The organism is Streptomyces sp. NPDC057137 (assembly GCF_042670825.1).
Lineage (GTDB): Bacteria > Actinomycetota > Actinomycetes > Streptomycetales > Streptomycetaceae > Streptomyces.
Genome location: NZ_JBHUUW010000025.1, coordinates 85,775 through 110,712, shown reverse-complemented (window position 1 = coordinate 110,712; position 24,938 = coordinate 85,775). Strand labels below are relative to the sequence as shown.

General features: G+C 69.3%; 19 protein-coding genes and 1 pseudogene. 10 read left to right on the top strand and 10 right to left on the bottom strand.

Annotated features, from left to right (window positions below; translation table 11 throughout):
- Nucleotides 1-45: 45 nt before the first annotated feature.
- Nucleotides 46-2,313, bottom strand: coding sequence for an MMPL family transporter (locus ACFT9I_RS21120; RefSeq protein ID WP_382566307.1), 2,268 nt, complete (start codon nt 2,311-2,313; stop codon nt 46-48).
- A gap of 367 nt (nt 2,314-2,680) precedes the next feature.
- Here ACFT9I_RS21120 and ACFT9I_RS21115 point away from each other — a divergent pair, with 367 nt between their 5' ends.
- The 5 genes and pseudogenes from ACFT9I_RS21115 (at nt 2,681) to ACFT9I_RS21095 (ending at nt 9,707) form a co-directional block, all read left to right on the top strand.
- Nucleotides 2,681-4,024, top strand: a complete 1,344-nt coding sequence (locus ACFT9I_RS21115) for an FAD-dependent oxidoreductase (RefSeq protein WP_382566305.1) — start codon at nt 2,681-2,683, stop codon at nt 4,022-4,024.
- Between the two features lie 33 nt (nt 4,025-4,057).
- Nucleotides 4,058-5,575, top strand: coding sequence for a UbiA family prenyltransferase (locus ACFT9I_RS21110; protein WP_382566303.1), 1,518 nt, complete (start codon nt 4,058-4,060; stop codon nt 5,573-5,575).
- Between the two features lie 68 nt (nt 5,576-5,643).
- Entirely contained in the window at nt 5,644-7,248 is a 1,605-nt protein-coding gene (locus ACFT9I_RS21105; RefSeq protein WP_382566301.1) for a class I adenylate-forming enzyme family protein, read from the top strand.
- Nucleotides 7,249-7,306: 58 nt separating this feature from the next.
- Nucleotides 7,307-8,722: a protoporphyrinogen/coproporphyrinogen oxidase gene (locus ACFT9I_RS21100; RefSeq protein WP_382566300.1), complete on the top strand. Its 1,416-nt coding sequence runs from the start codon at nt 7,307-7,309 to the stop codon at nt 8,720-8,722.
- Between the two features lie 53 nt (nt 8,723-8,775).
- Nucleotides 8,776-9,707 (top strand): annotated as a pseudogene (locus ACFT9I_RS21095) (IS5 family transposase).
- A 4-nt stretch (nt 9,708-9,711) separates the two neighbouring features.
- Here ACFT9I_RS21095 and ACFT9I_RS21090 read toward each other — a convergent pair.
- Together ACFT9I_RS21090 and ACFT9I_RS21085 are read right to left on the bottom strand one after the other, a co-directional pair.
- Nucleotides 9,712-10,023 carry a hypothetical protein gene (locus ACFT9I_RS21090; RefSeq protein ID WP_382566299.1) on the bottom strand — a complete coding sequence of 104 codons (312 nt, stop codon included), beginning with the start codon at nt 10,021-10,023 and terminating at the stop codon, nt 9,712-9,714.
- Nucleotides 10,024-10,195: 172 nt separating this feature from the next.
- Complete coding sequence (locus tag ACFT9I_RS21085) at nt 10,196-10,603, bottom strand: hypothetical protein (protein WP_382566297.1); 408 nt, start codon at nt 10,601-10,603, stop codon at nt 10,196-10,198.
- A 1,556-nt stretch (nt 10,604-12,159) separates the two neighbouring features.
- Between ACFT9I_RS21085 and ACFT9I_RS21080 the strand changes: the two genes are divergently transcribed.
- From ACFT9I_RS21080 to ACFT9I_RS21065, 4 genes are all read left to right on the top strand, one after another.
- Nucleotides 12,160-12,906 carry an ATP-binding cassette domain-containing protein gene (locus ACFT9I_RS21080; protein ID WP_382566296.1) on the top strand — a complete coding sequence of 249 codons (747 nt, stop codon included), beginning with the start codon at nt 12,160-12,162 and terminating at the stop codon, nt 12,904-12,906.
- 270 nt (nt 12,907-13,176) lie between these two features.
- A complete protein-coding gene (locus tag ACFT9I_RS21075; protein ID WP_382566294.1) occupies nt 13,177-14,175 on the top strand; it encodes a hypothetical protein in 999 nt (332 codons plus the stop codon).
- Nucleotides 14,172-14,765, top strand: a complete 594-nt coding sequence (locus ACFT9I_RS21070) for a hypothetical protein (RefSeq protein WP_382566293.1) — start codon at nt 14,172-14,174, stop codon at nt 14,763-14,765. Before ACFT9I_RS21075 ends, ACFT9I_RS21070 begins: the two co-directional genes overlap by 4 nt.
- 61 nt (nt 14,766-14,826) lie before the next feature.
- Nucleotides 14,827-15,054 carry a hypothetical protein gene (locus ACFT9I_RS21065; protein WP_382566291.1) on the top strand — a complete coding sequence of 76 codons (228 nt, stop codon included), beginning with the start codon at nt 14,827-14,829 and terminating at the stop codon, nt 15,052-15,054.
- Here the strand turns inward: ACFT9I_RS21065 and ACFT9I_RS21060 are convergent.
- Complete coding sequence (locus ACFT9I_RS21060; RefSeq protein WP_382566289.1) at nt 14,990-15,157, bottom strand: transposase; 168 nt, start codon at nt 15,155-15,157, stop codon at nt 14,990-14,992. The two genes, ACFT9I_RS21065 and ACFT9I_RS21060, sit on opposite strands and share 65 nt — an antisense overlap.
- A gap of 240 nt (nt 15,158-15,397) precedes the next feature.
- Here ACFT9I_RS21060 and ACFT9I_RS21055 point away from each other — a divergent pair, with 240 nt between their 5' ends.
- Nucleotides 15,398-17,908 carry an ATP-binding protein gene (locus tag ACFT9I_RS21055; protein ID WP_382566288.1) on the top strand — a complete coding sequence of 837 codons (2,511 nt, stop codon included), beginning with the start codon at nt 15,398-15,400 and terminating at the stop codon, nt 17,906-17,908.
- Nucleotides 17,909-17,922: 14 nt separating this feature from the next.
- Here the strand turns inward: ACFT9I_RS21055 and ACFT9I_RS21050 are convergent, their stop codons facing one another.
- The 6 genes from ACFT9I_RS21050 to ACFT9I_RS21025 form a co-directional block, all read right to left on the bottom strand.
- Nucleotides 17,923-19,179 carry a glycosyltransferase family 2 protein gene (locus ACFT9I_RS21050; protein ID WP_382566287.1) on the bottom strand — a complete coding sequence of 419 codons (1,257 nt, stop codon included), beginning with the start codon at nt 19,177-19,179 and terminating at the stop codon, nt 17,923-17,925.
- Between the two features lie 170 nt (nt 19,180-19,349).
- On the bottom strand, nt 19,350-20,507 hold the full coding sequence (gene ispG, locus ACFT9I_RS21045; RefSeq protein ID WP_382566286.1) for a flavodoxin-dependent (E)-4-hydroxy-3-methylbut-2-enyl-diphosphate synthase: 1,158 nt from the start codon (nt 20,505-20,507) through the stop codon (nt 19,350-19,352).
- Nucleotides 20,504-22,270, bottom strand: a complete 1,767-nt coding sequence (locus ACFT9I_RS21040) for a 1-deoxy-D-xylulose-5-phosphate synthase (protein ID WP_382566285.1) — start codon at nt 22,268-22,270, stop codon at nt 20,504-20,506. Before ACFT9I_RS21040 ends, ispG begins: the two co-directional genes overlap by 4 nt.
- 29 nt (nt 22,271-22,299) lie before the next feature.
- Nucleotides 22,300-22,785, bottom strand: coding sequence for a DUF6917 domain-containing protein (locus ACFT9I_RS21035; RefSeq protein WP_382566284.1), 486 nt, complete (start codon nt 22,783-22,785; stop codon nt 22,300-22,302).
- Nucleotides 22,779-23,708 carry a Gfo/Idh/MocA family protein gene (locus ACFT9I_RS21030; RefSeq protein WP_382566281.1) on the bottom strand — a complete coding sequence of 310 codons (930 nt, stop codon included), beginning with the start codon at nt 23,706-23,708 and terminating at the stop codon, nt 22,779-22,781. Before ACFT9I_RS21030 ends, ACFT9I_RS21035 begins: the two co-directional genes overlap by 7 nt.
- A 60-nt stretch (nt 23,709-23,768) precedes the next feature.
- A complete protein-coding gene (locus tag ACFT9I_RS21025; protein WP_382566280.1) occupies nt 23,769-24,935 on the bottom strand; it encodes an Ldh family oxidoreductase in 1,167 nt (388 codons plus the stop codon).
- Between the last annotated feature and the right edge of the window lie 3 nt (nt 24,936-24,938).

The following is a 24,938-nucleotide window of genomic DNA, read 5'->3' as shown; positions in this document are numbered from 1 at the left end:
CGTGATGCGCGGAGGCGGGCCACAGCCGTCAGGGTTAGTGCGCCCTTAATGCACGCTCTCGCGCGTCGACTGCCCGTCCCCGGTCGTCTCCGCCTGCGCGTCCTGCGAGTCCTGCGCGTCCGGCGCCTCACGCAGCCCGAACTTCTTGTGGAAGCGCGCCAGCGGCGCCGGCGCCCACCAGTTGGCGCGCCCCGCCAGCCGCATGAACGCGGGCACCAGCGCGCCCCGTACCAGCGTCGCGTCCATCAGGACCGCGACGGCCAGCCCCAGACCGATGGCCTTGAGGTACGAGATCCCGGACAGGACGAAGCCCAGCCACACGATGGCGATCAGTCCCGCCGCGGCGGTGACCATCGCGCCGGTGCGCTCCAGGCCGCGTGCCACGGCCAGTTGGTTGTCCCCCGACCGGTCCCACTCCTCCTTGATCCGGGAGAGCAGGAACACCTCGTAGTCCATCGACATGCCGAACGCGATGCAGAACAGCAGCACGGGCACGGTCCAGGTGATCGTGTCCGTGACCACGAAGTCGCCGACGACGCCCTCCAGATGACCGTCCTGGAAGCCCCACACCAGCACACCGAACGTGGCGCTGAGACTGAGGCAGTTGAGGACCAGCGCCTTCAGCGGCAGCACCAGCGACCCGGTGAACAGGAACAGCAGGACGAACGTCGTGACACCGATGATCGCGAGCGCCGTCGGCAGCCGGTCGTACATGGAGTCCAGCGAGTCCACCAGCTCCGCCGCCGGACCGCCGACCTGCGCGTCGTACGGCGCCTCGGTCGCCCGGATGTCCTTGACCAGCTTCTCGCCCTCCTCGCTCAGCGACTCGCTCTTGGGGATCACCGAGAGATACGTGCTGTTGTCCGCGCTGAACCGGTCGGAGCCCGGTCCGGGCGGCGCCACCTGCTCACCGGCCGCGAAGGAACCGGCCTCGCTGTCGACCCGCGCCACGTTGCCGAGCGTGGAGAGCTTCGCCACGTACTCCTCGACCGAACGCTCCCCGGTCGGCGGGGTGTCGCTCAGCACCACGTTCAGCGCCTGCGACTCCTGGGCGTCGAAGTCCTCCCGGATGATGTCGCTGATCTGCCGCGACTGGGTGTCGGCGGGCAGGACGCGGTCGTCGGCGAGGCTCATGTGCAGGGACAGGAACGGCGAGCCGAGGAAGAGCAGCAGCCCGATCACGGCGACCGCGACCGGCACCGGGAAGCGCATCACGTTCGTCGCGAGGCGGTACCAGAAACGCTCCGCCTCCGGCTTCGGCGGCTGCTCCGCCTTCCCACGGCCCAGGACGCGGATACGGCCCTTGTCGATCCGTGGGCCCAGCGCCTTCAGCAGCGCGGGCAGGAAGGTGACGGAGACGAGCGCCGCGAGCAGGGCGGTCGGGATGCCCGCGTACGCGAAGGAGCGCAGGAAGTAGAACGGGAAGACCAGCAGGCCCGCGAGCGCCAGCGCGACGGTCACCGCGGAGAACAGGACGGTGCGGCCGGCGGTGCGCAGCGCGGTCGCGATGGCCTCGTCCGTACCGGCGCCGCCGTGCAGCTCCTCCCGGTACCGCTTGAGGAGGATGAGGCCGTAGTCGATCGCCAGGCCGAGTCCGAGTCCGGTCGCGACGTTCGTCGCCAGCACCGAGACATCGGTGAAGAGGGTGAGGATACGGAGCGTCAGCAGGACGGACACGATGGTCAGTCCGGCGACCAGCAGCGGCACCAGCGCGGCCACCACACCGCGGAAGACGAACAGCATCACGACCAGCAGCACCGGGAAGGTGACCATCTCGATCAGGAGGAGGTCGTCCTGGGTGGTGTCCGTGATCTCCTTGTTGGCGACCGCGATGCCGCCCACGCGCGTCTTCAGGCCCTCGATCGTGCCGTCGTACTCCGGCTGGATCCTCTCCAGCGTCTTCTGCACCTGGTCCTCGTCGCCGGTGATCCGCACCAGGACCATGGCGCTGCCGCCGCCCTCGCCGCGCAGGGCCGGGGCCTTGCCCAACGTCCAGTACGACAGGGCCTGTTCGACCCCGTCCTCGGCGCCGATGCGCTCGGTGAGCCGTTCACCGGCCGCGCCGACCGCCGGATCGTCGACACCCCGCTTGTCCGAGACCAGCAGGGTCAGGTTGGGGGCACCGGATTCGAATCGCCCGTCAAGGACCTCGGCCGTCCGCGCGGATTCGGTGGAACTGTCGGTGAATCCACCGGCGGAGAGAGTCGATATCACGCCACCGCCCAGCGCTCCCGCGAGCACCAGGAGCACACCGGAAAGATAGAGGACCAGCTTGCTGCGGTGTGTGGTGAATCTGGCCAGTGAGGCGAACATTCGGCAACCTTTCGAGGGGGAACGCCGATTCTGGGGGCGGCGTGTCGATCCCGTTCACACGATCAAGGTAGGGAGCGCGCGAGCCCACTGGCAATGACAACCCGGTGCGGGGCAGCGGAAGTTGAGCTTCCGGTCGGGCACGGTCGAGCCACCGTACGGGTGCACGGTCGGGCCACCTCAGGGCAGTTGGGCAGCATGCTCCCCGACTACGGTCCCCCGGCGCGTGAATGCGCACAATGACAGGTGTATGCGGGTCATTTCCTGGATGACTGCTATATCTAACGGCCGCTTCCCCCTCCTAAATTGCGGCGACAACAGGCGACAACAGTCGAGGGCAATCCGAGACATTCCCTGGAGGGGAAAGCGAATGAGCCAGCGTGAGAGGACCGCAGTCATCGGCGGAGGGATGGCCGGCTGCGCCGCCGCCAAGGAGTTGGTCAAGGCGGGCCGTGAGGTGGTCATCTTCGAGGCGGCCGCCGGACTCGGTGGCCGGGCCCGTTCGTGGCACCGTCCGGAGATCGAGCCCTCCGTCGGCATCAACCTCTGGTTCACCAGCTTCTACAAGCTGATGTTCGAGCGAATTCGCGAGTACGGGCTTGAGGACCAGCTCGTGGAGATGTCCAACAACGTCATCGTCGTGGACAAGGGCGAGCCCGCCGAGCTGCTCTCCGACTCGCTGCGCAGCCTGCTCACGTACAAGCACGTCGGGCTCCGGGACCGGATCGGGTTTCTCACCGGGACGCTGAAGGAGACGCTCAAGCGCAAGCAGCTCGACATCTTCGACCCGGTCAAGCTCGCGCCGTTCGACGACGGCACGACGGCGGCGGAGTACGCGCTCAAGAGCCTGTCGCAGCGCGGCTTCGACAATCTGCTGCGGCCCGAGATCGAGTCGTTCTGGCTGTGGCGCTGCGAGGACGTGTCCGCCGCGCACGTACGGGCGATGCAGGCGCAGGTCGCCGGCGCGAAGTTTTATGTGTTCCGCAACGGTATGGAGGTCATCGCCGAGCGCAACGCCGAGGGCGCGGACATCCGGCTCGAACACGAGGTCACCGACCTCCAGGTGACGGACGGCCGGGTGCACATCACCGCGCGGTCGGCGGACGGCGAGAGCCACTCCGAGGTCTTCGACGACGTCGTGGTCGCCACGACCGCGCCGGTCGCCGCGAAGCTGACGGCCGCGCTGCCGAACGACATCGTGGGCCGTGACACGCGCGAGTTCCTGGAGACCCAGGTGTACGAGCCCGCGCTGTCGGTCTCGTACCTGGTCGACTTCAGCAGCATGCCGTCCGAGGCGCACATCGTGGCGGCGGGCGCGGAGGACCCGCCGGTGAAGACGATCATCACCTTCCCGCGCAAGGTCAAGGACGCGCAGGGGCGTTCCGTCGACAAGCACCTGGCGTTCGTCTACCCGGGCCGCGCCGAGACGCGCCGGCTGCTCGCGCTGTCGCCGGAGGAGCAGTACGCGGAGACGACCCGGCTGGTCACCAAGTTGTGGCCGGACTTCCCGGCGGACGCGGAACCGTTCGAGATCGCCGTCCGCCCCCACGCGATGCCCCTCCCGGCGCCGGGCCGCTACCGCATGTCGGCACGGGTCATCGGACTCCAGCACGCGCCGGTGGTCTTCGCGGGCGACTACTTCACGGCGCCGATCTCGGAGGCGGCGATGCTCTCGGGTATCCGGGCCGCGGAGAAGCTGACGACGGCCGGCTGAGCGGGGACGAGGGCGGAAGGGAGAGGGGAAGCCATGGATACGGGTTCGCCGTCCGGCGCGGGTTCGCCGTCCCGCGCGGTGGGTGCCGCGACGGCCGGTGCCGCCCCGGCGGGCGCCGGAGGCGCCGCTGCGCGCGGCGCGCGTTCCGGCGTGGCCGCCGCTCCGACGGCGGGGGTGGGCGCCGGTCCGGCGTCCGCCGATGCCGTACGCGACGAGGCCGCGCGTTCCGGCGTCGGCACCGCCTCGCCGTCCGGCGCGGTGGGTGCCGCGACGGCCGGTGCTGCCCCGGCGGGCACGTCCGGTGCGGAAACCGACGGCCGTCGGCGTATCGCGGCCGGTGGCACGCGGGTCGGTACCGCGTCCGTGACGCGTACGTCGGGCGCGGGCGCCGATGCCGTCCGTGACGACGTTGCGCGCGGCGCGCGCTCCGACGCGCCGGCGGGCGCGTCTCGTACCGGCGGTGCGTCCGCCTCCGGCACGGGCGCCCCTGGCGCCGCCCCCGCCGCCGCGGCGCGCGTGACCGGTGCGAGCACCGACGGCACCACGGCCGGGGCCGGCAGCAGCGCCAGGTCCAGCTCCGCCGCCGACGGCGGTACGCGCTCCGGTGCCGGCCCCGCCCCCGGGGCCCGAAGCCGCTTCGTCGCGTACGCGCGGCTCGCCAAGTTCGAGTTCGTCCTCGACTACTACCTCAGCATGCTCGTGCTGTGGACCGCGCTCGCGAGTGGTGTGCGGTTCGCGCCCGACACCCTCACCACACTCGGTCTCTTCCTCCTGGGCGAGATCGGCGTCATCTCCGCCGTCATGGCCCTCGACGACGTCAACGGCATCCGGGACGGCAGCGACCGCGCCAACTACCTGGGCACCGGCGGGACCCCGCTGCGGCCCCTGGAGCGCAAGCCCCTGCTCACCGGGGCGCTGACCGTTCCGCAGGCCACCCGGTTCGGGTATCTGAGTCTGCTCTGGGGCGTGGTCTTCTGGACGGCGTCGGCCGTCGTCGCACCCGAGCGGCCGGGGTGGGCGCTGGTGGTGACCGGGCTGGTGCTGTTCGCCGGCTTCCAGTACTCCTGGGGGCTCAAGCTCAGTTACCGGGGACTCGGTGAAGTCCTCATCATGGGCTGCCCGTTGGTCATCGTCGTCGCGCCGTACGGCTTCGTCACCGGCCACCTGCCCGCCACCGTACTCGTGCAGGCCGTGCTCTTCGGTCTCTGGCAGATCCTCGTCTCCTGCTACTCCAACACCAAGGACATCAGCGGAGACGCGGCCGTCGGCCGCAGCACGGTCGCGGTGCACGCCTCGGCCCGCGGCAATCTGATCTTCATCGGCGCGCTCTCCGCCGCCGACCTGCTGCTGACAGCCGGAGCGTCGGCCGTCGGCTGGGCGCCGTGGTGGTTCTTCGCCGCCCTGCTGCCCGAAATGGCGCTGCGGCTGCGCCAGTTCACCTCCTTCAGCCGTAACGGCGACGCACTGCTGGCACGCAGGCGAGGAGTGGTGGCGTTCCGGACGGGCGTCGCCGGCATCGTCCTGGCCAACCTCATCCACTTCGCGAGCTGAGGGGCGACGGCCGCGGCCCCGTACGCAAACGGAGCCGGCGGCCCGAACTCCGGACAGGACACACCGACATGGGCACCAAGACCAAACCGACCGGACTCGGCCTGCTCTTCGACGAACACGCGCAGGCGGGCCGGGCCACCCGCTTCCAGCTCAGCCGCCCCTTCGACATCGCCCCGGGCGCGGGCACCGACTTCACCGTCGCCGGACTCGCCGAACTGGTCCAGGAGACCGCCGGCCTGCTGTACGAGGCGGGGGCACGCCCCGGCGACCGGGTCGCCATCGCCAAGGACAACCACTGGGACTATCTGATCCTCGCCTGCGCCACCGCCCGCTTCGGCGGCCTCCCCGTGCTGATCGCGGGCAGCCTCCCGGCCCAGACCCTCGGCACCGTACTGAAGCGCGCCGAGGCGCAGTTGCTCGTCACCACCGCCGACATCCTCCGCTCCGCCGACGAACAGGGCGTGGACCTGAAGTCCTTCGTCCCGCGCACGCTGACCGTCGGCGCCGCGCTCCCCGGCACCGTCGCGCTGGACGACCTGCGCGGGGCACGTACCCCGAAGGTGTTCCGCACAGCCGCCTACGAGCCCATGGTCGCCACCCACACCTCCGGCACCACCGGGGTCCCCAAGCTGGTGGTGCACTCCGTCGACACCGTCCTCGGCCACCTCGGCCGTACGGAGTCGCTGCGCTTCCCGATCGTCGCCATGAAGCGCTCCGACACCGTGGCCACCGCCACCCCCTTCAACCACATGCGGATGATCACCTGGAGCACCGGCACGCTGAAGCTGGAGCCGAAGGACGCGCTGCTGCTCGCCGACGCGCAACCGGCCACGGCGGAGCGGATGTTCGCGCGGCGGCGGCCGACCTATCTGGAGGCGCTGCCCGCCACGTACATCGGCTGGCAGGAACTGGCCGAGAAACGACCGGAGTTGTACGCGGACGTACGGCTCTACGTGAGCACCTTCGACGCCATCCACCCGCCCACGGTCCGCCGCTTCCTGCACGCCAGCAAGCGGCGCTTCCCGGCCTGGCTCCAGGGCTGGGGCCAGTCGGAGACCGGCCCCATGACCTTCCGGCTGCTCACCCGCCGGGCGCTGGCGGCCAAGGGCGACCGGCACCCCACGACGCGCGACGTCGGCCGGCCGATCCCCGGCTTCACCGGGATGAAGGTGGTGGACCCGGCGACGATGAAGCCGGTGCCCAACGGCAAGCCCGGTGTGCTGCTCACCCGTACCGACGGGCGCTGCATCGGCTACCTCGGCGAGCAGCGGCGCTGGCACGACAAGGCGCGCGGCAAGTGGTGGAACACCGGCGACTACGGCCTGCGCACCGCCGCGGGGGCCTTCCGGCTGCTGGACCGCGAGGTGGACGTGATCCCCGGAATGAGCTGCATCGAGCTGGAGGACGTACTGGCCGACCGGCTGCCGCAGCTGCTGGAGGCCGCCGTGATCGGTATCCCTGGCCAGCTCCCGCTGCCCGTCGTGTGCACCCGGGACGGCTCGCTGGACGAGGCGGAGTGGCGGCGCGCGACCGCGGACCTGCCGGCGCTGGGCGCGCCGCGGGTGCTGCCGCTGGAGGAGATCCCGCGTACGAGCACGGGCAAGGTGCGCAGGGTCGAGCTGCGCGAGCGGCTGCTGGGCGAGGAGACGTACGGGACGGGGCGCTGGACGTAAGTCCTGTCAGCAGCCCTGTCAGCCCTTGGAGATACGTGGAGAAGGGAGCGCACCAGCCATGGCAGAGACGAACACACAGTCGGGCACACAGTCGGACACACAGCCGGGCACGCACGTCGATGTGGCCGTCGTCGGGGGCGGGATCGCCGGTCTCACCGCCGCGTACCGGCTGAAGGAGGCCGGCCGGGCGCCGGAGGTCTTCGAGGCCGACAGCGACATCGGCGGGCGGATGCGGGCGCGGAAGGAGGACGGCTGGCTGGTGGAGACGGGCACCGAGACCCTGGCCTCGCACGGTTACCCGGCCACCTGGCGGCTGATCAAGGACGTCGGCCTCGACCGGGACGGCGGGGTGCTCAAGGTCGGCAGCCTGGCCGGCGTCTGGCGGGACGGCAAGGCGCACGCGGGCAGCGGGCACTGGGTGGGCACCCTCACCGGCGCCGGGCTGTCGCCCGGCGGCCGGATGGCCATGACCGGGATGCTGGGCGGACTGCTGCCGGCGCTGGGCAAGGTCAGCACGCGGCGGCCGGGGGAGAGCCCGCTCGGTCTGCGTACGGTCGCCGAGTTCGTCGACGGCAGACACCCCGACCTGCACGACTATCTACTTCAGCCGGCGGCGGCCACCGGCTGGGCCTGGGACACCCGGCGCTCCTGCGTCGCGCCGCTGGTCGCGACGATGGTCGCCACCCGGGGGCTGCACGGCTGGCGCACCTACCGGGACGGGATGGACTCCCTCGCGCGGAAGGTCGCGGACCGGCTGACCGTGCACACCGGGAGAGCCGTCCAGGAGGTCACGGGGAGCCCCGAGGGGGGCGTGCGGCTGGTCTTCACCGACGGCAGCGTGGTGACGGCCCGCGAGGCCGTACTCGCGGTGCCGGCGCCGGTCGCCAGAAAGCTGTATCCGTCGGCGCCCGCCGACGAACTCCCCTTCCTGGACGCCACGTCGTACTCCCGGATGATCCGCGTGACCTGTCTGGTCGACCGCCCCCTGACGGTCCGTCAGTCACGCGGCACGAAGAAGGTCTACGCGCTGCTCATCCCGGAGAAGGAGGACGGCTATCTGGCCGGCCTGACCTTCGAGCACTTCAAGGCCGCCAACCGGGCGCCGCGCGGTCAGGGACTGGTCAGCATGCTGACGGCGGCCCGCGCCACCGACGAGCTGATGGACCGGCCCGGCGAGGAGGTCGTCGAGGCGCTGCTCGGGCGCGCCACCAGGTACGTGCCCGAGCTGCGTACGGCGCTGCGCAGGTCGTACGTGCACCGCTTCCCGTACGCGGCCCCCGAGGCCACCCCGGACGCGCTGCGGCTGCAGGGTGCCTTCCTGGACCGGCCCACGCGGGCGGTCGAGTTCGCCGGGGACTGGGTCTTCCAGCGCCCGACGAGCGAAGCCGCCGTGCAGGCGGGGGAGTTGGCGGCGGAGCGGATCCTGTCGCGGCGGAGCCCCGCTGTCGCGGAGGGACCGGTGCGGACCGCCTAGGACTTGTCCGGCCGATCATGTGACTACTCCGTGCCCGAGTCGTTCCTGTGGGCATGGGGCGGGGTGATCTGACGGATGCCGAGTGGGAACAGCTTCGGCCGTTCCTGCCGGTCAGCAATGGGCGTTGTGGCAGGTGGCGGGATCACCGGCAGGTGATCGATGGGATTTTGCACTGGGCGCGGACCGGGGTGCAGTGGCGTGATTTGCCCGAACGTTTCGGGCCGTGGAAGACCGTCTACGAACGCCATCGCCTGTGGTCGGCCGACGGCACCTGGGAGCGTCTGCTTGAGCAGGTCCAGGCTGCGGCCGATGCAGCAGGCGAGATCGACTGGGACATCTCGGTCGACTCCACCATCGTCCGCGCGCATTAGCATGCGGCCGGCGCCCGCACTGACCCGTCTCCGGCCCCGGGGGCAAAAGGGGCCGAAGGGATGGAACACCAGGACGAGACGCCGTGGCGGAGTCTCGTCGCCCGCTTGGTGGAGGTGGTGCGGGAGGTGAGGGCCTGGGCCGCTCGCGGGGCGGGTTCACCAGCAAGCTCCACCTGAGCGCGGACGGCCGCTGCCGCCCGCTGTCCCTGATCGTCACTCCAGGTCAGCGGGCGGACTGCACCCAGTTCAAGCGGGTCCTGGAGAAGATCCGGGTGCCCAGACATGGCCCGGGACGGCCACGCAAGAAACCCGACAGCCTCGCGGCCGACAAGGCTTACAGCAATGGCCCCATCCGCGAGTATCTGCGACGGCGAGGAATCCGCCACACCATCCCGGAGAAATCCGACAGTCAGGGGGCTCGCCTGCGCAAGGGCGCACGCGGTGGACGACCGCCCGGCTTCGATGAGGACCGCCACAAGAAGCGCAACACCATCGAACGGGCGATCAACCGCTTGAAGCAGTTCCGGGCGGTCGCGACTCGCTACGACAAGCGCGGTTACGTCTTCCTCGGCACCGCCACAGCGGCGTCCGTCGCCATCTGGCTCCGAACATGAACTCCTACGCGACCCAGCAGTAGACGCTCTGGTTCTGGCGCCGGGCGCTGCTGACGAGAGCAGCCTGATCACTCACGATCGCGTCGGCGATCTCCGTGTCGATGACCTCACCGTCCTCCGCACGCAGCCGAGGCCACGAGGCAGAGACGTCATGCAACCAGGAGTGCCCGGCGTCCCCGAGTGCAGTGGACAGGCGAGGCGAGATCGCGAAGACGACGCACCCGTCATTGCCCTGGCCGGCGACGATGCGAGGCTCACCGGCCTCGACGAGTTCCTCGAAACTGCCGCCGACCAGAAGGCATTCCCACTCGACCACGGCCTCTTCGGGATCGAAGTTAACGAAGGAGAGCGACTCGAATGCCCCTCCCGGCCCGGTCCGGAGGGCCAGACCCGCTGAACGCGTCGTCCGGCGCCACGAAGAACTTCACGATGATGCTCACCTACGCGTCATGCCGACCACTGCAGCTAATGGCACCGGCCGAGTGAGGTCAGGGCGCGAAGTACCAGCAGTACAGGCTCATGCCTTTTTCCGCACGACTCCTGGCTAGGGCTGACAACCCCTCAAGGAGGTGCACCGCGCTGTCCAGCGAGATCTCGTCGTCCGGCTCGGAGACGAACTCAGCCCACGCAACGGCTGCGGCTCGGAGTTGATCTGTGCGTGCACTGACCAAAGCTGTGACCAGCGGCTCCGGGACAGCGAAAACGGTGAAACCGTCGTTGGCCATGGGCACCACGTCTCGGACTGGGCTCTCCGCGCCCGTCAGCAGGGTCTCCCACCTCGGAATCGCGTCATCTGGATAGATACCGTCGCATGGCACGGCAGCAAAATCGTGACTCTTACACGGGCCCACCCGCACCGCGGACTCATCGTCTCCGGCAAGGAAGAACTCACCCACACGCACCATTCACCGATCTTTGCACGCCCCGGTACACGGGAGTCCGTTCAAGTAACTGCTCCGCTCCCGGGGCGTCAGTGCGGGCATGGGGCTGGGCGACCTGACAGATGCCGACTGGAACCGCCTGCGGCCGATCCTGTGCCACTCGCCACGACAGACGCGGCTACGTCTTCGTCGGCACCGCCACAGCAGCAAGCCTTGCCATCTGGCCGCGAACTTGATCGGCCGGACAAGTCCTCGATGCGTACGAAACTGTTCAACTGGGATCCCCATCTTGTGGCATACGGGCGCAGCTATCGGAACAACCGTGCAATGACACTTGAGGCACGGGAGGAACGGTCTGACAGAATGCCGATCTCGAAGACTGGCACGATCATCGAGAGAAGCGCTCGCTCGGCTTGCCGACTAGGTCGGACGAGCTTGTCGCCGAGGCTTTTCGCTCGCAACTGTCGCCTCAACGGCGACGGAGTGCACCACGCCATGCTGAGCGTCGCACAGATACACAAACTTGGTCCCCGCCGGATAAATCAGTGGGCGCCACGGTGGCCGACCACGCCCGAGACGACCTAAAGATCATTCACGGGACAGCCCTGAGGGGAGAGATATTTCCTGTACAGACATACCAAGTTCAGCTTCGATACACCTTCAGTCGCCATCGCTCATTTGGCCGAAAATCTTCCCTCTTGGCCTCTGCGCTCCGGCGGACAATCGCATTCATGGTGCTGCTACGACCCAACGATTCGCCACGGTCGCGCCCACTTCATCCCACCTGAGCTGCAAAAAGAACCTTCACCGCTTCGGGTCCGCACACTTCGCAGACGTTGGGGAGATATGGGCTATATGCCTGCAAAATTCCTCTATCATCTGCGTCATTTATCAGCCGTGGGATTCGCAAGTGAGGGGGCGTACCACAGGGCAAAGAATGGCAAAACGGATCATTGATTGCATGACGCCTAATGGTGAAGCTCTTGCGGTGACTTTATGATCACCGAGCGTTTCACAATGGATCGTGAAACACCCAAGACGACTGGATCTGAAAGGGAGAGCCATGCAAAAAATGCGCAAGGTTTCCATGGCAGTTGCTTGTTCCGTTGTGCTGCTCGGAATGAGCGCCCTTCCCGCCCACGCGGAGGGTTCCAGGAATAGCTACATATCGAGTTGGGGGGTCGGGAGCGAGTCGAATAGATGGACCGACAACCAGAACGACGGGGTCGTGACATCCGTCGGGCTTTCAGGCTGTCATACGGACGCCATTTTCAACGTGGCATCCATCAACCTGCACCGTGTGATCTCCCTCCAGCCCGACGCTAAATACGGAGTCAAGCGCAATGAGTGCTGGACCTCAACGTGGGGCAATGCGACCGCGTCCGGTAGCTACTACTTCAGATTGGACGCCGTCTCCGGCGGTGCTGTTCTTAGCGTAGACAGCGTAGTCATCAAATGGTAAAGGCTCGCTGATGCGGGGCCCGGAGCCGTAAAGGCTCCGGGCCCCGTCTCCGCCTACGGACACCAAATTACCCGCTGGCGGTGATCCGCCGAGAGATTGCGTCTTACGAATGGTACTGAAACTTTCCGGAATCAATTTCGGCTACAATCGCAAAAGATGGGTGTTTTCTGATTTCTCTTTGACCATCACTGAGCGGGCGACCGTGCTGCTCGGGCCCAATGGAGCAGGCAAGTCAACCTTGATGGCGCTCGCCGCCACCCACCATCGACCCCGGCAGGGGCGGATCACATGGCGTGACATCGCGTCGGACCGACGTAGTGGCCGGGCCCGATACGTACGGGCGGTGGCCTGGCTGCCTCAGAACATCGTCGCGATACCGGGGCTGACCGTGCGCGAGCAGGTGGCGTACTCGGGTTGGCTCAAGGGCATGTCCCGCCGGGCCGCATGGGATGCTTCGTCGGACGCACTGGCCCGCACGCAGCTCGCCGCATTGGGGGATCGCAAGAGCCACCAACTGTCCGGCGGCCAGATGCGGCGTATGGGGATTGCCGGAGCCCTCACGCACCACAGCGAACTGATCCTTCTGGACGAGCCGACGGCCGGCCTCGACCCGGCTCAGCGCGGTGTCTTCCGCGACCTGCTGGAAAGACTCAGCGCGGACGTCCACGTCCTGGTGTCCACGCATCAGACCGAGGACCTCTCCGATTCCTACACGCAGGTCGTCGTGCTTGACCACGGCGCGGTGCGCTTTCAGGGCGCCCCTGAAGCGTTCTACGCGCTGGCAGGTAATCACGGCGCCCTGCCAAGGGAACGTGCTGAAGCCGCCTACGCCCAAGTTGTGCGACAGGATGTCTAGAAGATGCTACTGCGTACCCTCGTGCGATCATCCCTCGCTACTTACGTCGTGCCCCTCCTGATCGTCTTCGTTGTGGTGGCTGTCAACCAGGACCTGACGGAGTGGACCACATCCCACTACTGGCCCTCGGTGATGGGGAGTTCCATGTCCCCGCTCCCATTTATTGCTACCATCTGCGCCGGTTTGGGGGCATGGGAGGGGGCGCGCCTCACGCGTGGTGCGGTCTTCCAACAGCCAAGCGTTCGAGGACCTTTGCATATCACCGGAGCCGTGCTGGTTCCGGTGATATTGGGAGGGTTGCTCACCTGCCTGGCAGGCGTCGCCGTTTCCGCCACCGCAGCCGGTGTCTCCTGGGGATTTCCTGACTGGCGGATTCTTACCGTGGAGTTCCTCCTTATCCTCGCAAGCACCCTGGCCGGATACTGCGTTGGTCGGCAGTTCAACCCCGCCATCTCGGTGCCCGTGAGCCTGATCGGCGCTTTCGTGGCAAACTCCTACCCTCGGTCCTGGGACACTCTGTGGGTCCGCCACCTTGTGGGTTCAGCCTTCGTGGACTGTTGCACCCCCAGCGAGATATTCAACGTCCGAGCGATCTGGAGCGCCGTGGCCTTCACGGCAGGCATCATCCTTGCCTGCGCGGTCATCATCGACCGTCGTGCAACACGTGCCGCTATCGCGGCAGGTCTGGCGCTCCTGGTTCTCGGAACAGCCACCGGCGTATCGCTGGCACGTCCGCTGTCCTCCTCTGCCGTTACGGCTCGCCCCGACAATCAACTCCGCTGCACCCAGAAGCAGGACGTGACGGTGTGCCTATGGCCTGAAGTCGTTCACCCTGGTGCGGTCCGTGCGCAAGCAGCAAGCATCGTGAAGAGCCTGCGGTCCGCCGGTGTACCGGTCCCGCCTGAATTGACCATGTCGGCCCGCCCTGCACACGGGGCCACCCGCCTCGGTAACTTCACCGAAGCCAACGCCGATCAGGTCCGCTCCGCAGTCATCTCCGGGCTGATGCCCGCCACTCCGCGCTGTGCTTTGCACGGCCCCTACCCTGCCCAGGTCGCAGCTGCTCCGGTGGCTGCCTGGATGTTCCTGAGCGCCGGCGCCACACAGGCCCAGACGGCCGCCCACACCGATAACAACACCACGGCTCTCGCACAGAAGGTCAGGACGCTGTCGCCGGCCCGGCAGAAGGCCTGGTACGACCGCAACACCGCTGCGATGCGTACCTGCACGGGCAAGCCTCAGTTGTCCCCCGAGGCGGGCACCGCATGATCTGGTGGCTCAAGATCCGCGCAGCATGGGTCCTGGTGGGAACGGTTCTGGCCACGGTCGGATTGGGTCTGCTGATGGGCACTGCGAAACTGCCCCTGCCCGTGCTCACCGGAGGCTCGGGCAGCTTCCTGATCGGGCAACTCATCCCCGTGCTACCGGCAGCCATTTTCCTCTACGGAACGGGACGTACGGACGGACGCCTCGAATCCATCGCCGCGCACCCGATGCGCGCCCTGGACGCGGGATGGGGCCTGTGCATCGCCATCTTCATTGCGGGCACAGCTGGATGCGCCTATCTCCTGGCGCGCCAGGAAATCGCCATCGTCATCGGCCGCGACGGGCTTGGCTACATCGGTATGGCCCTATTCTTTGCCGCACTCTTCGGACCGCGGGCCGCGGCTGGCTTGACCACGCTGGTCCCAATCGTGCTGGCGGCGATCGGATGGCAAGCCGACGGCCGACCGCACCCCTGGGCGTGGCCACTTCTGCCGGGCACCTCGGTGCTCGGGTTGCTAGCAGCAATGTCTGTATTGACGTTGGGTATGTGCTTCACGCTGGTGTGGCGCGCCCCGATCCAATTCCGGCGATAGTTCCTTCTGGCATCCCTCCTGGACTTGTCCGGCCGACCATGTTGCTGGTGAGGGTGCGAGCGTGTCCAGGACGAGCCTGAGCAACGAGACCAGCAGCATGGTCTGCCTGTGGGGCGAGCCGTGGGGAACTGATCACTGCATGCGCCCGGGTGAGGGTTTCACGGTGATGACCGAGGCGGAGCCGGAGGAGTCGCCGTTCAACGTGGTCGTGCATGACCCAGGGGTCACGGTGTGGGGGAACGCGGGTCATGACGCCGAGGTCTCCGTACCCGGTGCAGGATCCCGTTGACCACCTGCCGGCGATCCCGCCAGCGGTCACCACGACCGTTGCTGACCGGCAGGAACGGCCGCAGCCGTTCCCACTCGGCATCACTCAGATCACCCCGCCCCATACTCACATCAATGACTCGGGCTCGAGGCAGTCACATGATCGGCCGGACAAGTCCTGACCCACGAGATACGCGGCATGTCGCCGCCCGCCCGCCGGACTCCCGGTGGGCGGGCGGCTTTCGTGTGTTTGTGAGCGTTCACTGACCGAGCCTTGACCGATCGTTGGACGGGGCCTGTGAGGTTCCCGGGGAGAGAGAAACAAAGAGTGAGTCGTGCGACCTATGTGAGCCACGGGGGCCGAGATGCGCGCACAGAGCAACGAAGGAACAAAAGGACCGATACGGATCGTCGAAACGGTGCGGCAGACGGGCGGCGACCCGGTGCGGGACGCCACGAGTCCCGCGACCGCGACCGCGACCGTGTCCACATCCCCATCCACGTCCACGTCCGCGAGCCCGCCCACCACGCACCAGCGGGCGCGCTACGCGCTCACCTCCCGGGTCGGCAGGGACGCGGAACTGGCCGACCTCAAGGCCCGCGCCGCCGCCCCGAACGGACAGATCCTCACGCTCACCGGCCCGGTGGGCGTGGGCAAGAGCCGGCTGGCCAGCGCGCTCTTCGAGCAGATCTCCGGCGACTTCGCCGACGGCGGGCGCTATGTGGAGCTGGACACGCTCCGGCTCGCGGACACGGACCCCGACGGCGGGCTCGCCCGCGCGGTCGCGGAGGCGCTGGAGCTGGCGCCGGCGCCGGATCGCGCGGACGGCGCTCCGCTCGATCTACTGCGGGAGTACCTCGGCGGGCGGGACTTCCTGCTCGTACTCGACTGCGGCAACCGGCCCCCGCGCGGCGTCGCCGAGCTGTGGGAGGCGGTCGCGGCGGCGGCCCGGCGGCTGTGTCTGCTGACCGTCGGGACCCAGGTGCTCGGGATGTACGGCGAACACCGCGTCCCGCTCTTCCCGCTGGCGGTGCCCACACCGCACGACACGGCCGACCTGGGTCGGCTGGGGCAGGTCGACTCCGTACGGCTGCTGGTCGACCGTACGAAGGCGGTACGGCCCGGATTCCGGCTCACGCACGAGAACCGCGAGACCGTTGCCAAGCTCTGCCAGGTGCTCGACGGGCTGCCGCTCTCGATCGAACTGGCCGCGTCACGGCTGAAGGTCAGCTCGCCGCGCGCGCTGCTGGACGAGCTGAGCGCGGACACGGGAACGGGTGCGGGAACGGCTACGAGAACGGATCCGGGCGCCGGGGTGGACACGCTGGGACTTCCGCCGGAGGCGGTCGAACTCCTCGTACGGCTCGGGGTGTTCACCGAGAGCTTCGGTGTCGCCGAGGCCGCCGGGGTCTTCGAACTCCCGCTGGACGTCACCCGGCAGGCGCTGGAGGAGATGGTCGACCACAGCGCGCTGCTCACCGAGGAGCAGCGGGACGGCAGCATTCGGTTCTGGATGCTGCGCAGTTCCCGGGCGCAGGCCCTGGCACACCTCGGGCGGCAGGACGCCCTGGGGCCCGTCCGGGCCGACCACGCCGTCTTCTTCGTCCGCCAACTGCACGGCATCCGCAAGCAGTTGGAGGGGCCGGGGCAGGCGGCGGCGCTGGAGCAGTTCGGTCACTGGCACCAGGACGTGCTCGCCGCGCTGGAGTTCCTGGTCGAGACGGGCAACGGCGAGGCGGTGGCGACGCTGGCGACGGCGGCCCAGCCGTACTGGCTGCTGCGCGGCGAGGTGGAGAGCGCCACGCACTGGCTGTCCGCCGCGGTGCGCCTCGGTACGGAACGGCTCCGGGTACGGCTCGCCACGCTGGAGGCGCTCGGTGAGGCGCTGCTCCTGACGGACGACCCGGCGGGCGCCAAGCCCTGGCTGGACGAGGCGCTGGCGGCGTACACCGAGCTGGCCGACGGCCCGGGGATCGCGACCGTACGCCGGCACCTGGCCAGGCTCGCCCAGATCCAGCGGAACCTCCCCGCCGCCGAGAACCTGCTGACCCTGGTGCTGGCGGACCTGGACCCGCGGGGCGGTGATCAGTGCTGCCGGGGGGCAGTACTGGCCCGCCTCGCGGAGGTCCGCCGGGACCGGGGTGACGCGGCGTCGGCGGTGCGGCACGCGACAGAGGCGGTACGGCTCTTCGAGCGGGCGGAGGACGCCCGCTCGGCGGCCCGCGTCAAGCTCACGCTCGCGGGACTGACGGGGGCTCAGGGCGACTACGACCGGGCCGAGCAACTGGCCTGCCGGGCGCTGCTGTCGCTGCACGACCGGGGCGATCTGCCGGAAGTGGCACGGGGCTTGGCGGTCCTGGCCGAACTCCTCACCCACAAGTACGGCCGCACGGCGGCCGTGTGGGAGCGTGCGGCACGACTGCTCGGCGCGGCGGACGCGCTCCGCCGCCGGGTCGGCGACACCCTGGCGGGCCAGCCGGGGGCCGTCGGCCGGACCCTGCTCGGCCAGGTCGGCGAACGGATGGGCCGCAGCGCCTTCGACACGGCCTGGCAGGAGGGCGGCCGGTGCACCCCGGGGGAGGCGGTCGCCCTGGCCCTCGCCCTGATCGAACCGCCCGAACACCGGCCACGCCACACCGACCTCGTCGGCTCGCTGACCCGGCGCGAACACGAGGTGGCGATGCTGGTCACGGAGGGCCTGACCAACCGGGAGGTGGCGCGCAGGCTGGGGATCGCGGAGTGGACGGCGGTGAACCACATGCGCAAGGTGATGCAGAAACTGGGCTGCACGTCCCGGGTCCAGGTGGCGGGCCGCATGCTGCGCCCCCTCGACCAGGGCACGGCCGCTCCGGCGGCGGCGGGGGGCCGGGGCTAGGGCCGGGGCTAGGGCTAGGGGGTGTCCTGTCGGGGGGACGGGATCCGGCCCCGCTGCGGCATCCCCTTGACCCACGTACGTACCCCACGTGCCAGCCGGCGCGTCAGGGAGCGGCGTTGGCGGGTGAGGCGGGGCGGCTCGATGGACTTGCCGCCCGGCTTGCCCACCCAGTCGGGGGTCGTCACCTCGTACGCCGCGTCGGAGATACCGGCGCGGCGGTCGCCGAAGTGGGGGTAGGCGAGGTGCAGGGTGCGGCCCCGGCCGCGCATGATCACTTCCGGCTCCGTGCCGGCCTTGATGTAGGCCAGGATGTCGTCGAGCAGGTCGAGCCGGCCGAGCGCGACGCACTCCAGCCGCAGCCGTTCGGCGACCTTGATCCGCCGTGCGACCTGCGGTGACCAGTACTTCTCCATCAGCGGCTGCGCCAGCTCCAGCTTGTGCCGGCGGACCTCCGGGGACTCCTTCACGATCCCCGGGCCGAACTGCTGGATGAGCCCGATCGTGAAGGGCCTGACCAGCAGGCGGTCGCGCTTCGGACCGGCCGGGACCAGGTCGTGGATGAGCGCCATCATCGCGCGCGCGGAGTCGAAGCGGTGCGTGTAGACGCCGCTCTTGGTGACGTGCTTGCCGTCGTCGCGGCCGACCAGGTAGTAGCAGGTCCGGTCGGCGAACACGGAGACCCCGTTGCCCCGGAGGTACGCCTCCATGGTGAAGAGGGCGTCCTCGCCGGTCCGCAGTCCTTCGTCGAACCGCAGCCCCAGCCGCTCGATCAGCTCGCGCCGGAACAGCTTCTGCGCGCTCAGCGTGAAGATGATCTGCGAGTCGTAGACGTCCATGCGGTCGGCGGTCCGCTTCCACATGGACTTGGGGGCGCCTCTGTTGACCCCCTCCACCTTGCCGAGCACGACATCCGTGCCGGCCCGGTCGGCCATGGCCATCATGTTCTCGAGCGCGTCGTCGGCGAAGTAGTCGTCCGCGTCGAGGAAGAAGACATACCGGCCCCTGGCCATGCCCAGGCCCACATTGCGCGGGCCGCTGGGCCCGCCCGAATTGGCCTGACGCACCACACGGGTCGGGACGGAGCTGCGGGCCGCGAACTCCTCCAGGTATTCCCCTGTGCCGTCGGTGGACCCGTCGTCGACGGCTATCAGTTCGATGCGCTGGGCGCCCAGCGTCTGAGCCTCAACCGATTCCAGGCAGCGGATCAGGTAGGGCATCGCTTCATAGGCCCCGACGATCACGCTGACGTCAGGAGCAGGCATGTTGTTCATCGGAATTCAAGACAAGAGTCGGAGAACGTTGGTTGTCTTGTTGCTCCGATCATCGCGTGTGATAGTCCTCACAGTCCGATGTTGTCGCCTATATGGGGACTCTTTGGCTCCGCTTACCGCGGGGCGAGGCGTGCCCGATGATCAACGCCCCGCCCGGCCTTCGTCGGACGTCACACCCCCGCCACCACCGAGGGCTCACCTGACGGGACCCCGTCGCGTTCCATCTGTTCGGCGATCTTCATGGCTTCTTCGATGAGGGTCTCGACGATCTTCGATTCGGGGACCGTCTTGATGACCTCGCCCTTCACGAAGATCTGACCCTTGCCGTTGCCCGACGCCACACCCAGATCCGCCTCACGGGCCTCACCCGGACCGTTCACCACACAGCCCATCACCGCCACCCGCAACGGCACCTCCAGACCGTCCAGCCCCGCACTCACCTGGTCCGCCAGCTTGTACACATCCACCTGCGCCCGCCCGCACGACGGACACGACACGATCTCCAGCCGCCGCTGCTTCAGATTCAACGACTCCAGAATCTGGATACCGACCTTGACCTCCTCCGCCGGAGGGGCGGAGAGTGACACCCGGATCGTGTCCCCGATGCCCTCACTCAGCAGCGCACCGAACGCGACGGCGGACTTGATCGTGCCCTGGAACGCCGGACCCGCCTCCGTCACACCCAGATGCAGCGGATAGTCGCTCTGCGCGGCGAGCTGCCGGTAGGCGTTGACCATCACCACCGGATCGTTGTGCTTCACCGAGATCTTGATGTCCCGGAACCCGTGCTCCTCGAACAGCGACGCCTCCCACAACGCCGACTCCACCAACGCCTCCGGAGTCGCCCTGCCGTACTTCTTCAGCAGCCGCGCATCGAGCGAACCCGCGTTCACCCCGATACGGATCGGCGTCCCCGACGCCGAGGCCGCCCTCGCGATCTCCTTCACCTTGTCGTCGAACTGCTTGATGTTCCCCGGATTCACCCGCACCGCCGCACACCCCGCGTCGATCGCCGCGAACACATACTTCGGCTGGAAATGAATATCCGCGATCACCGGGATCTGCGACTTCCGCGCGATCGTCGCCAGCGCGTCCGCGTCGTCCTGCGTCGGACACGCCACCCGCACGATCTGGCACCCCGACGCCGTCAGCTCAGCGATCTGCTGCAACGTCGCCCCGATGTCCGACGTACGCGTCGTCGTCATCGACTGCACCGACACCGGCGCATCCCCACCGACAGCCACCGAACCGACCTGGATCTTACGACTGACCCTCCGGTCGGCGAGCTTCGTCGGGATGTCGGGCATGCCCAAAGCGATGGTGGTCATGGAGTGAGTGTCCTTTCCGGGGTCAGCCGGGCCAGCACCTCGGTGGTGACGGCGTCGGCGGTCAGGCCGCAGTGGGCGAGGACCTGGGCCCGCGACCCGTGGTCGAGGAATTCGCGCGGCAGGCCGAAGTTCTGTACGGGGGTGTCGATCCCGGCGTCCCCCAGGGCCTGCGCGAACGCGCTGCCCACGCCGCCGACGCGTCCGCTGTCCTCGACGGTGATCACCTGCTTGAAGTACGCGGCGGCTTCCACCAGCGTGGGGTTGACCGGCGCGACCCAGCGCGGGTCGACCACCGTCGCCCCGACGCCCGCGTCCGCGAGCCGCCCGGCGACGTCCAGCGCGAGCCGGGCCATCGGGCCCACGGCGACGATCAGCAGGTCGCGGCCGGGCGCGTTGTGGAGCACGTCGAAGCCGTCCGTCGTGCTGAGGGCGGGGATGTCCGCGCCGGGCGTGCCCTTGGGGAAGCGCAGCACCGTCGGCCCCCGGTCCCAGGCGACCGCCTCGCGGAGCAGTTCACGCAGCCGCGTACCGTCGCGTGGCGCGGCGATACGGATGCCGGGTACGGCCTGGAAGAGCGTCAGGTCCCACATGCCGTTGTGGCTGGCGCCGTCGTCGCCGGTCACGCCCGCGCGGTCCAGGACCAGCGTGACCGGGGCGGAGTGCAGGGCGATGTCGGTGACCATCTGGTCGATCATGCGGTTGCCGAACGTCGCGTAGATGGCCAGCACCGGGTGCAGCCCGCCGAGCGCCAGGCCGGCGGCCGCGGCCGCCGCGTGCTGTTCGGCGATCCCCACGTCGATCGTGCGCGCGGGGAACTCCCGCTGGAACTCCAGCAGTCCGACCGGCTCCGCCATCGCCGCCGTGATCGCCACGACGTCGGAGCGGGCCTCACCGATTCGTACCATCTCGTCCGAGAACACCGACGTCCAGGCCGGGGTGGCCGACGGCGCCGAAGCGGAGGACGGGGTCGCTCGGACCACATGGCAGCGGTCCAGCTCGTTCGTCTCGGCCGTCTCCCAGCCCCGCCCCTTCTCCGTCACCACATGCACGACGACCGGACCGCCCAGGGCCCGCGCCCGGCCCAGCGCCTCCTCCACGGCGGCGATGTCATGCCCGTCGACCGGGCCGAGATAGCCGAACCCGAACTCCTCGAAGACGTTCCCGGGCCCCGTTCCCGCGCGCAGCCGCGCCAGGTGCGCCGCCAGGCCGCCCACCGTGGGCGCGTACGAGCGCTCGTTGTCGTTCAGGACCACGATCACCGGCCGCTGCCGCGCACCGCCCAGATTGTTCAGCGCCTCCCAGGCCAGGCCGCCGGTGAGCGCCCCGTCCCCGATGACGGCCACCACCGCGCGGTCCGTGTCGCCGCTCAACTCGCGGGCGCGCGCCAGCCCGTCCGCGTAACTGAGGGCCGTCGACGCGTGGGAGTTCTCGATCACGTCGTGCTCGGACTCGGCGCGCGAGGCGTACCCGGACAGCCCGCCGCGCGTACGCAGCCCGCCGAACGCGGCGTGCCGGCCGGTCAACAGCTTCTGCACGTACGTCTGGTGGCCGATGTCCCAGAGCAGCGTGTCCCTGGGCGAGTCGAAGACCCGGTGCAGCGCGATCGTCAGCTCCACCACGCCCAGGTTGGGCCCGAGGTGTCCGCCGGAGCGGCACACCGCGTCGATCATCAACTCACGTATCTCGCCGGACAGTTGGTCCAGTTGTGGCGGAGTGAGGGCGCGGAGGTCGCGAGGGGCCGCGATCTCGTCGAGTAGGGGCATGACCGAATCCTCCATGTCGTACGGGGCCGTCACGACCGGCCCGGACCCGTGTCGCCGTCCGTGGACGGCGGCGGACGGAAGCTGACCTGCGAGCCCGGCCGCAGCCCGGCCTCGGGACCGGTGAGCGTCCAGGCGGTGTGGATCAGTACGTTGTAGTGGTTGGGGAAGTGGCAGGCGTCGAAGCCCAGGAGGGTGCCGATGGGCTCCCCGTCGACGAGGACGATGTCGCCCCGGTCCAGCACCCCGGCGACCGAGATCTCCACGAATCCGAGGAAGCCGACCCGGTCGATACGGGAGCCCTCCTCGGTCTCCAGATGGTCGGTGGTGACCAGTTCGTGCAACTCGCCCTGGCGTACGCAGCGGGAGGCGAACTCCTCCAGACGCATCCCCCGGTCCGTACGGCGGTGGCGCAGCACCTTGACCACCTCGGACCTGACCGTGCGCTTGTCGCCGTTCTCCGGGCTGGGCGCGAGCAGCGCGGGTGCCGGGGGACCGTACGCCGTCCTGTTCAGCACGGGACCGCCCCCTCCCGCTCGGTCCGGTACGTCGCGTCGACCAGCTCCAGCATCGCGAGCCCGGCGCGGGAGGCGTCCGTACCGGCGCGGACCGCCCGCTCGAACTCGCCCAGCACACCCACGTATTCGTGCTTCAGCGAGCTTTTGAACGCGTGGTGTCCGGCCAGCATGTCGGCGTGGTGCTCGGTGCCGTCCTTCAGCCGGACGGTGACGTCCTTCGCCTCGCCGTGCGGATACGACCAGTCCAGCTCCACGGTGGCGGGCACCCCGCCGGCGGAGCGCAGCTCCACCCGCGCCTGCCGGTCGACGCCCTCCTCGTCGCGTACGACGTCGGCGGACTCGACCGTCAGCTCGCCGAGGAACAGCCGCACCGTGTCGAAGGCGTTGGGGCCGTTGTCGGCGACGCAGCCGCCGCCGCAGCGCGCCGGGTCGAGATACCAGCGGTCCTTGCCGACGTGCTCCTCGATCTTCTCCAGATAGCGGACCGTCACCGACTCCACGGCCGCCGCGTCGGGGAGCGAACGCAGCAGGCCCAGCACGTTGTCGTTGTAGCGCCGGTGGAACGCGGTGAACAGCACCGACCCGCCGCGCACGGCCAGTTGGGTCAGCGCGCGGCCGTCGGCGAGGTCCAGCGCGAGCGGCTTCTCGACGCAGACCGCGACGCCCGCCTCCAGCGCGTCCCGGCAGACCGCCGCGTGCGCGTCGTTGGGGACGTTGACGACGATCGCGTCGAGTCCGGCCTCGGCCAGCATCCGCCGGTGGTCCCGGTAGCAGGGCCGACCGGCCGCGCGGTGCGGGGCCAGGGCCTCCTCGCGCAGGTCGCACACCGCTACCAGGTCGAGCGTGGGCAGGCCGGGGAAGGCGTCGAGGTAGAACCGGGAGATGACCCCGAGCCCCACCACGCCTATCCGCAGGGGTTTCATTGTCTGTGTCCTCCTTGGGTGAGCTTGGTGGTGTGTGTGGGGGGCTCCGGGGCTCCGGGGCTACGGCCTGTCGGTCGGCCCGGGCAGCGCGGTCGGCTCGGGCAGCACGGTCGGCGCGTTCAGGCCCCGTTCCGCCGCCACCGCGACCAACTCCTCGAACAGGGACGCCGACAGCGGGACCCCGCTCCTGCCGTGCTCCGTGGCGCGTTCGGCCTCGAACCAGCCGGGGTAGCGGACGGGGCGGTCCTCGGCCACCGCCGGGGAGCCGACCAGCGCGTCGAACATCCCCGCCGTCTGCGCCTCGAAGTCCTCGCGCGGACGCAGCTCCGCAGGCGCGACGACCAGCACCGTGAAGCCGATGTCGTCGTCCTGGCCGCTGGGGCTGCCGCTGCCGGACCAGGCCTCCTTCGCCGGGCCGAGCCCGGCGCCCGGCAGGAGCGCGCCGAGGACTTCCACGAGCAGGCCGAGCCCGTACCCCTTGAAAGCCCCCGTCGCCGGATCGCCGCCCAGCCACTTCAGATAGCCGTCGCCCCGGTCCAGCGCGTGCGGATCGGTCACCGGTCGGCCGTCCTTGTCCTCCAACCACCCCTCCGGGATGGGCTGTCCGGCCCGCGCCGCGCCCCGGACGCGCCCGGTCGGGACCACGGTGGTGCTCATGTCGAGTACGAGCGGGGGCCGCGGACCTGCGGGCGCCGCGAACGCGAGCGGATTGGTGCCGAGCAGCGCCGCCTGTCCGCCGGGGGGCCGGATGATGCGCTGCTGACCGCAGTTGGAGACCAGCAGGCAGATCATTCCCCGGTCCGCCGCCCGCTTGGCGTGCGCGCCCGCGCAGCCCAGGTGGGTCGCGTCGCGTACGGAGACGAGCCCGACGCCGTACGTCAGGGCACGCTCGGCGGCCAGGTCGACGGCCTCGCTCGCCGACCAGAGGCCGAGGGCGCGGTGCGCGTCGAGCAGTACGGCGGCGCCCCGGTCGGCCAGCACCTCGGGTTCGGCGGCCGGGTCGCAGCGGCCGTCCTCGAACAGCTTGAGATAGAGGCGGGTGAGGTTGGTCAGGCCGTGCGAGGTGATGCCGGTCAGGTCGCCGTGGACCAGGGCGTGCGCGGCGGTCAGCGCCCGCTCGGCGGGCAGGCCGTGGTGCCGGAACACGGCGGCCGTGAACGCCACCAGCTCGGTCGCGCCGACCCGTACCGAAGTGCCGGTGGTGGTGGTGGAAGTGCTCGTCGTCATAGG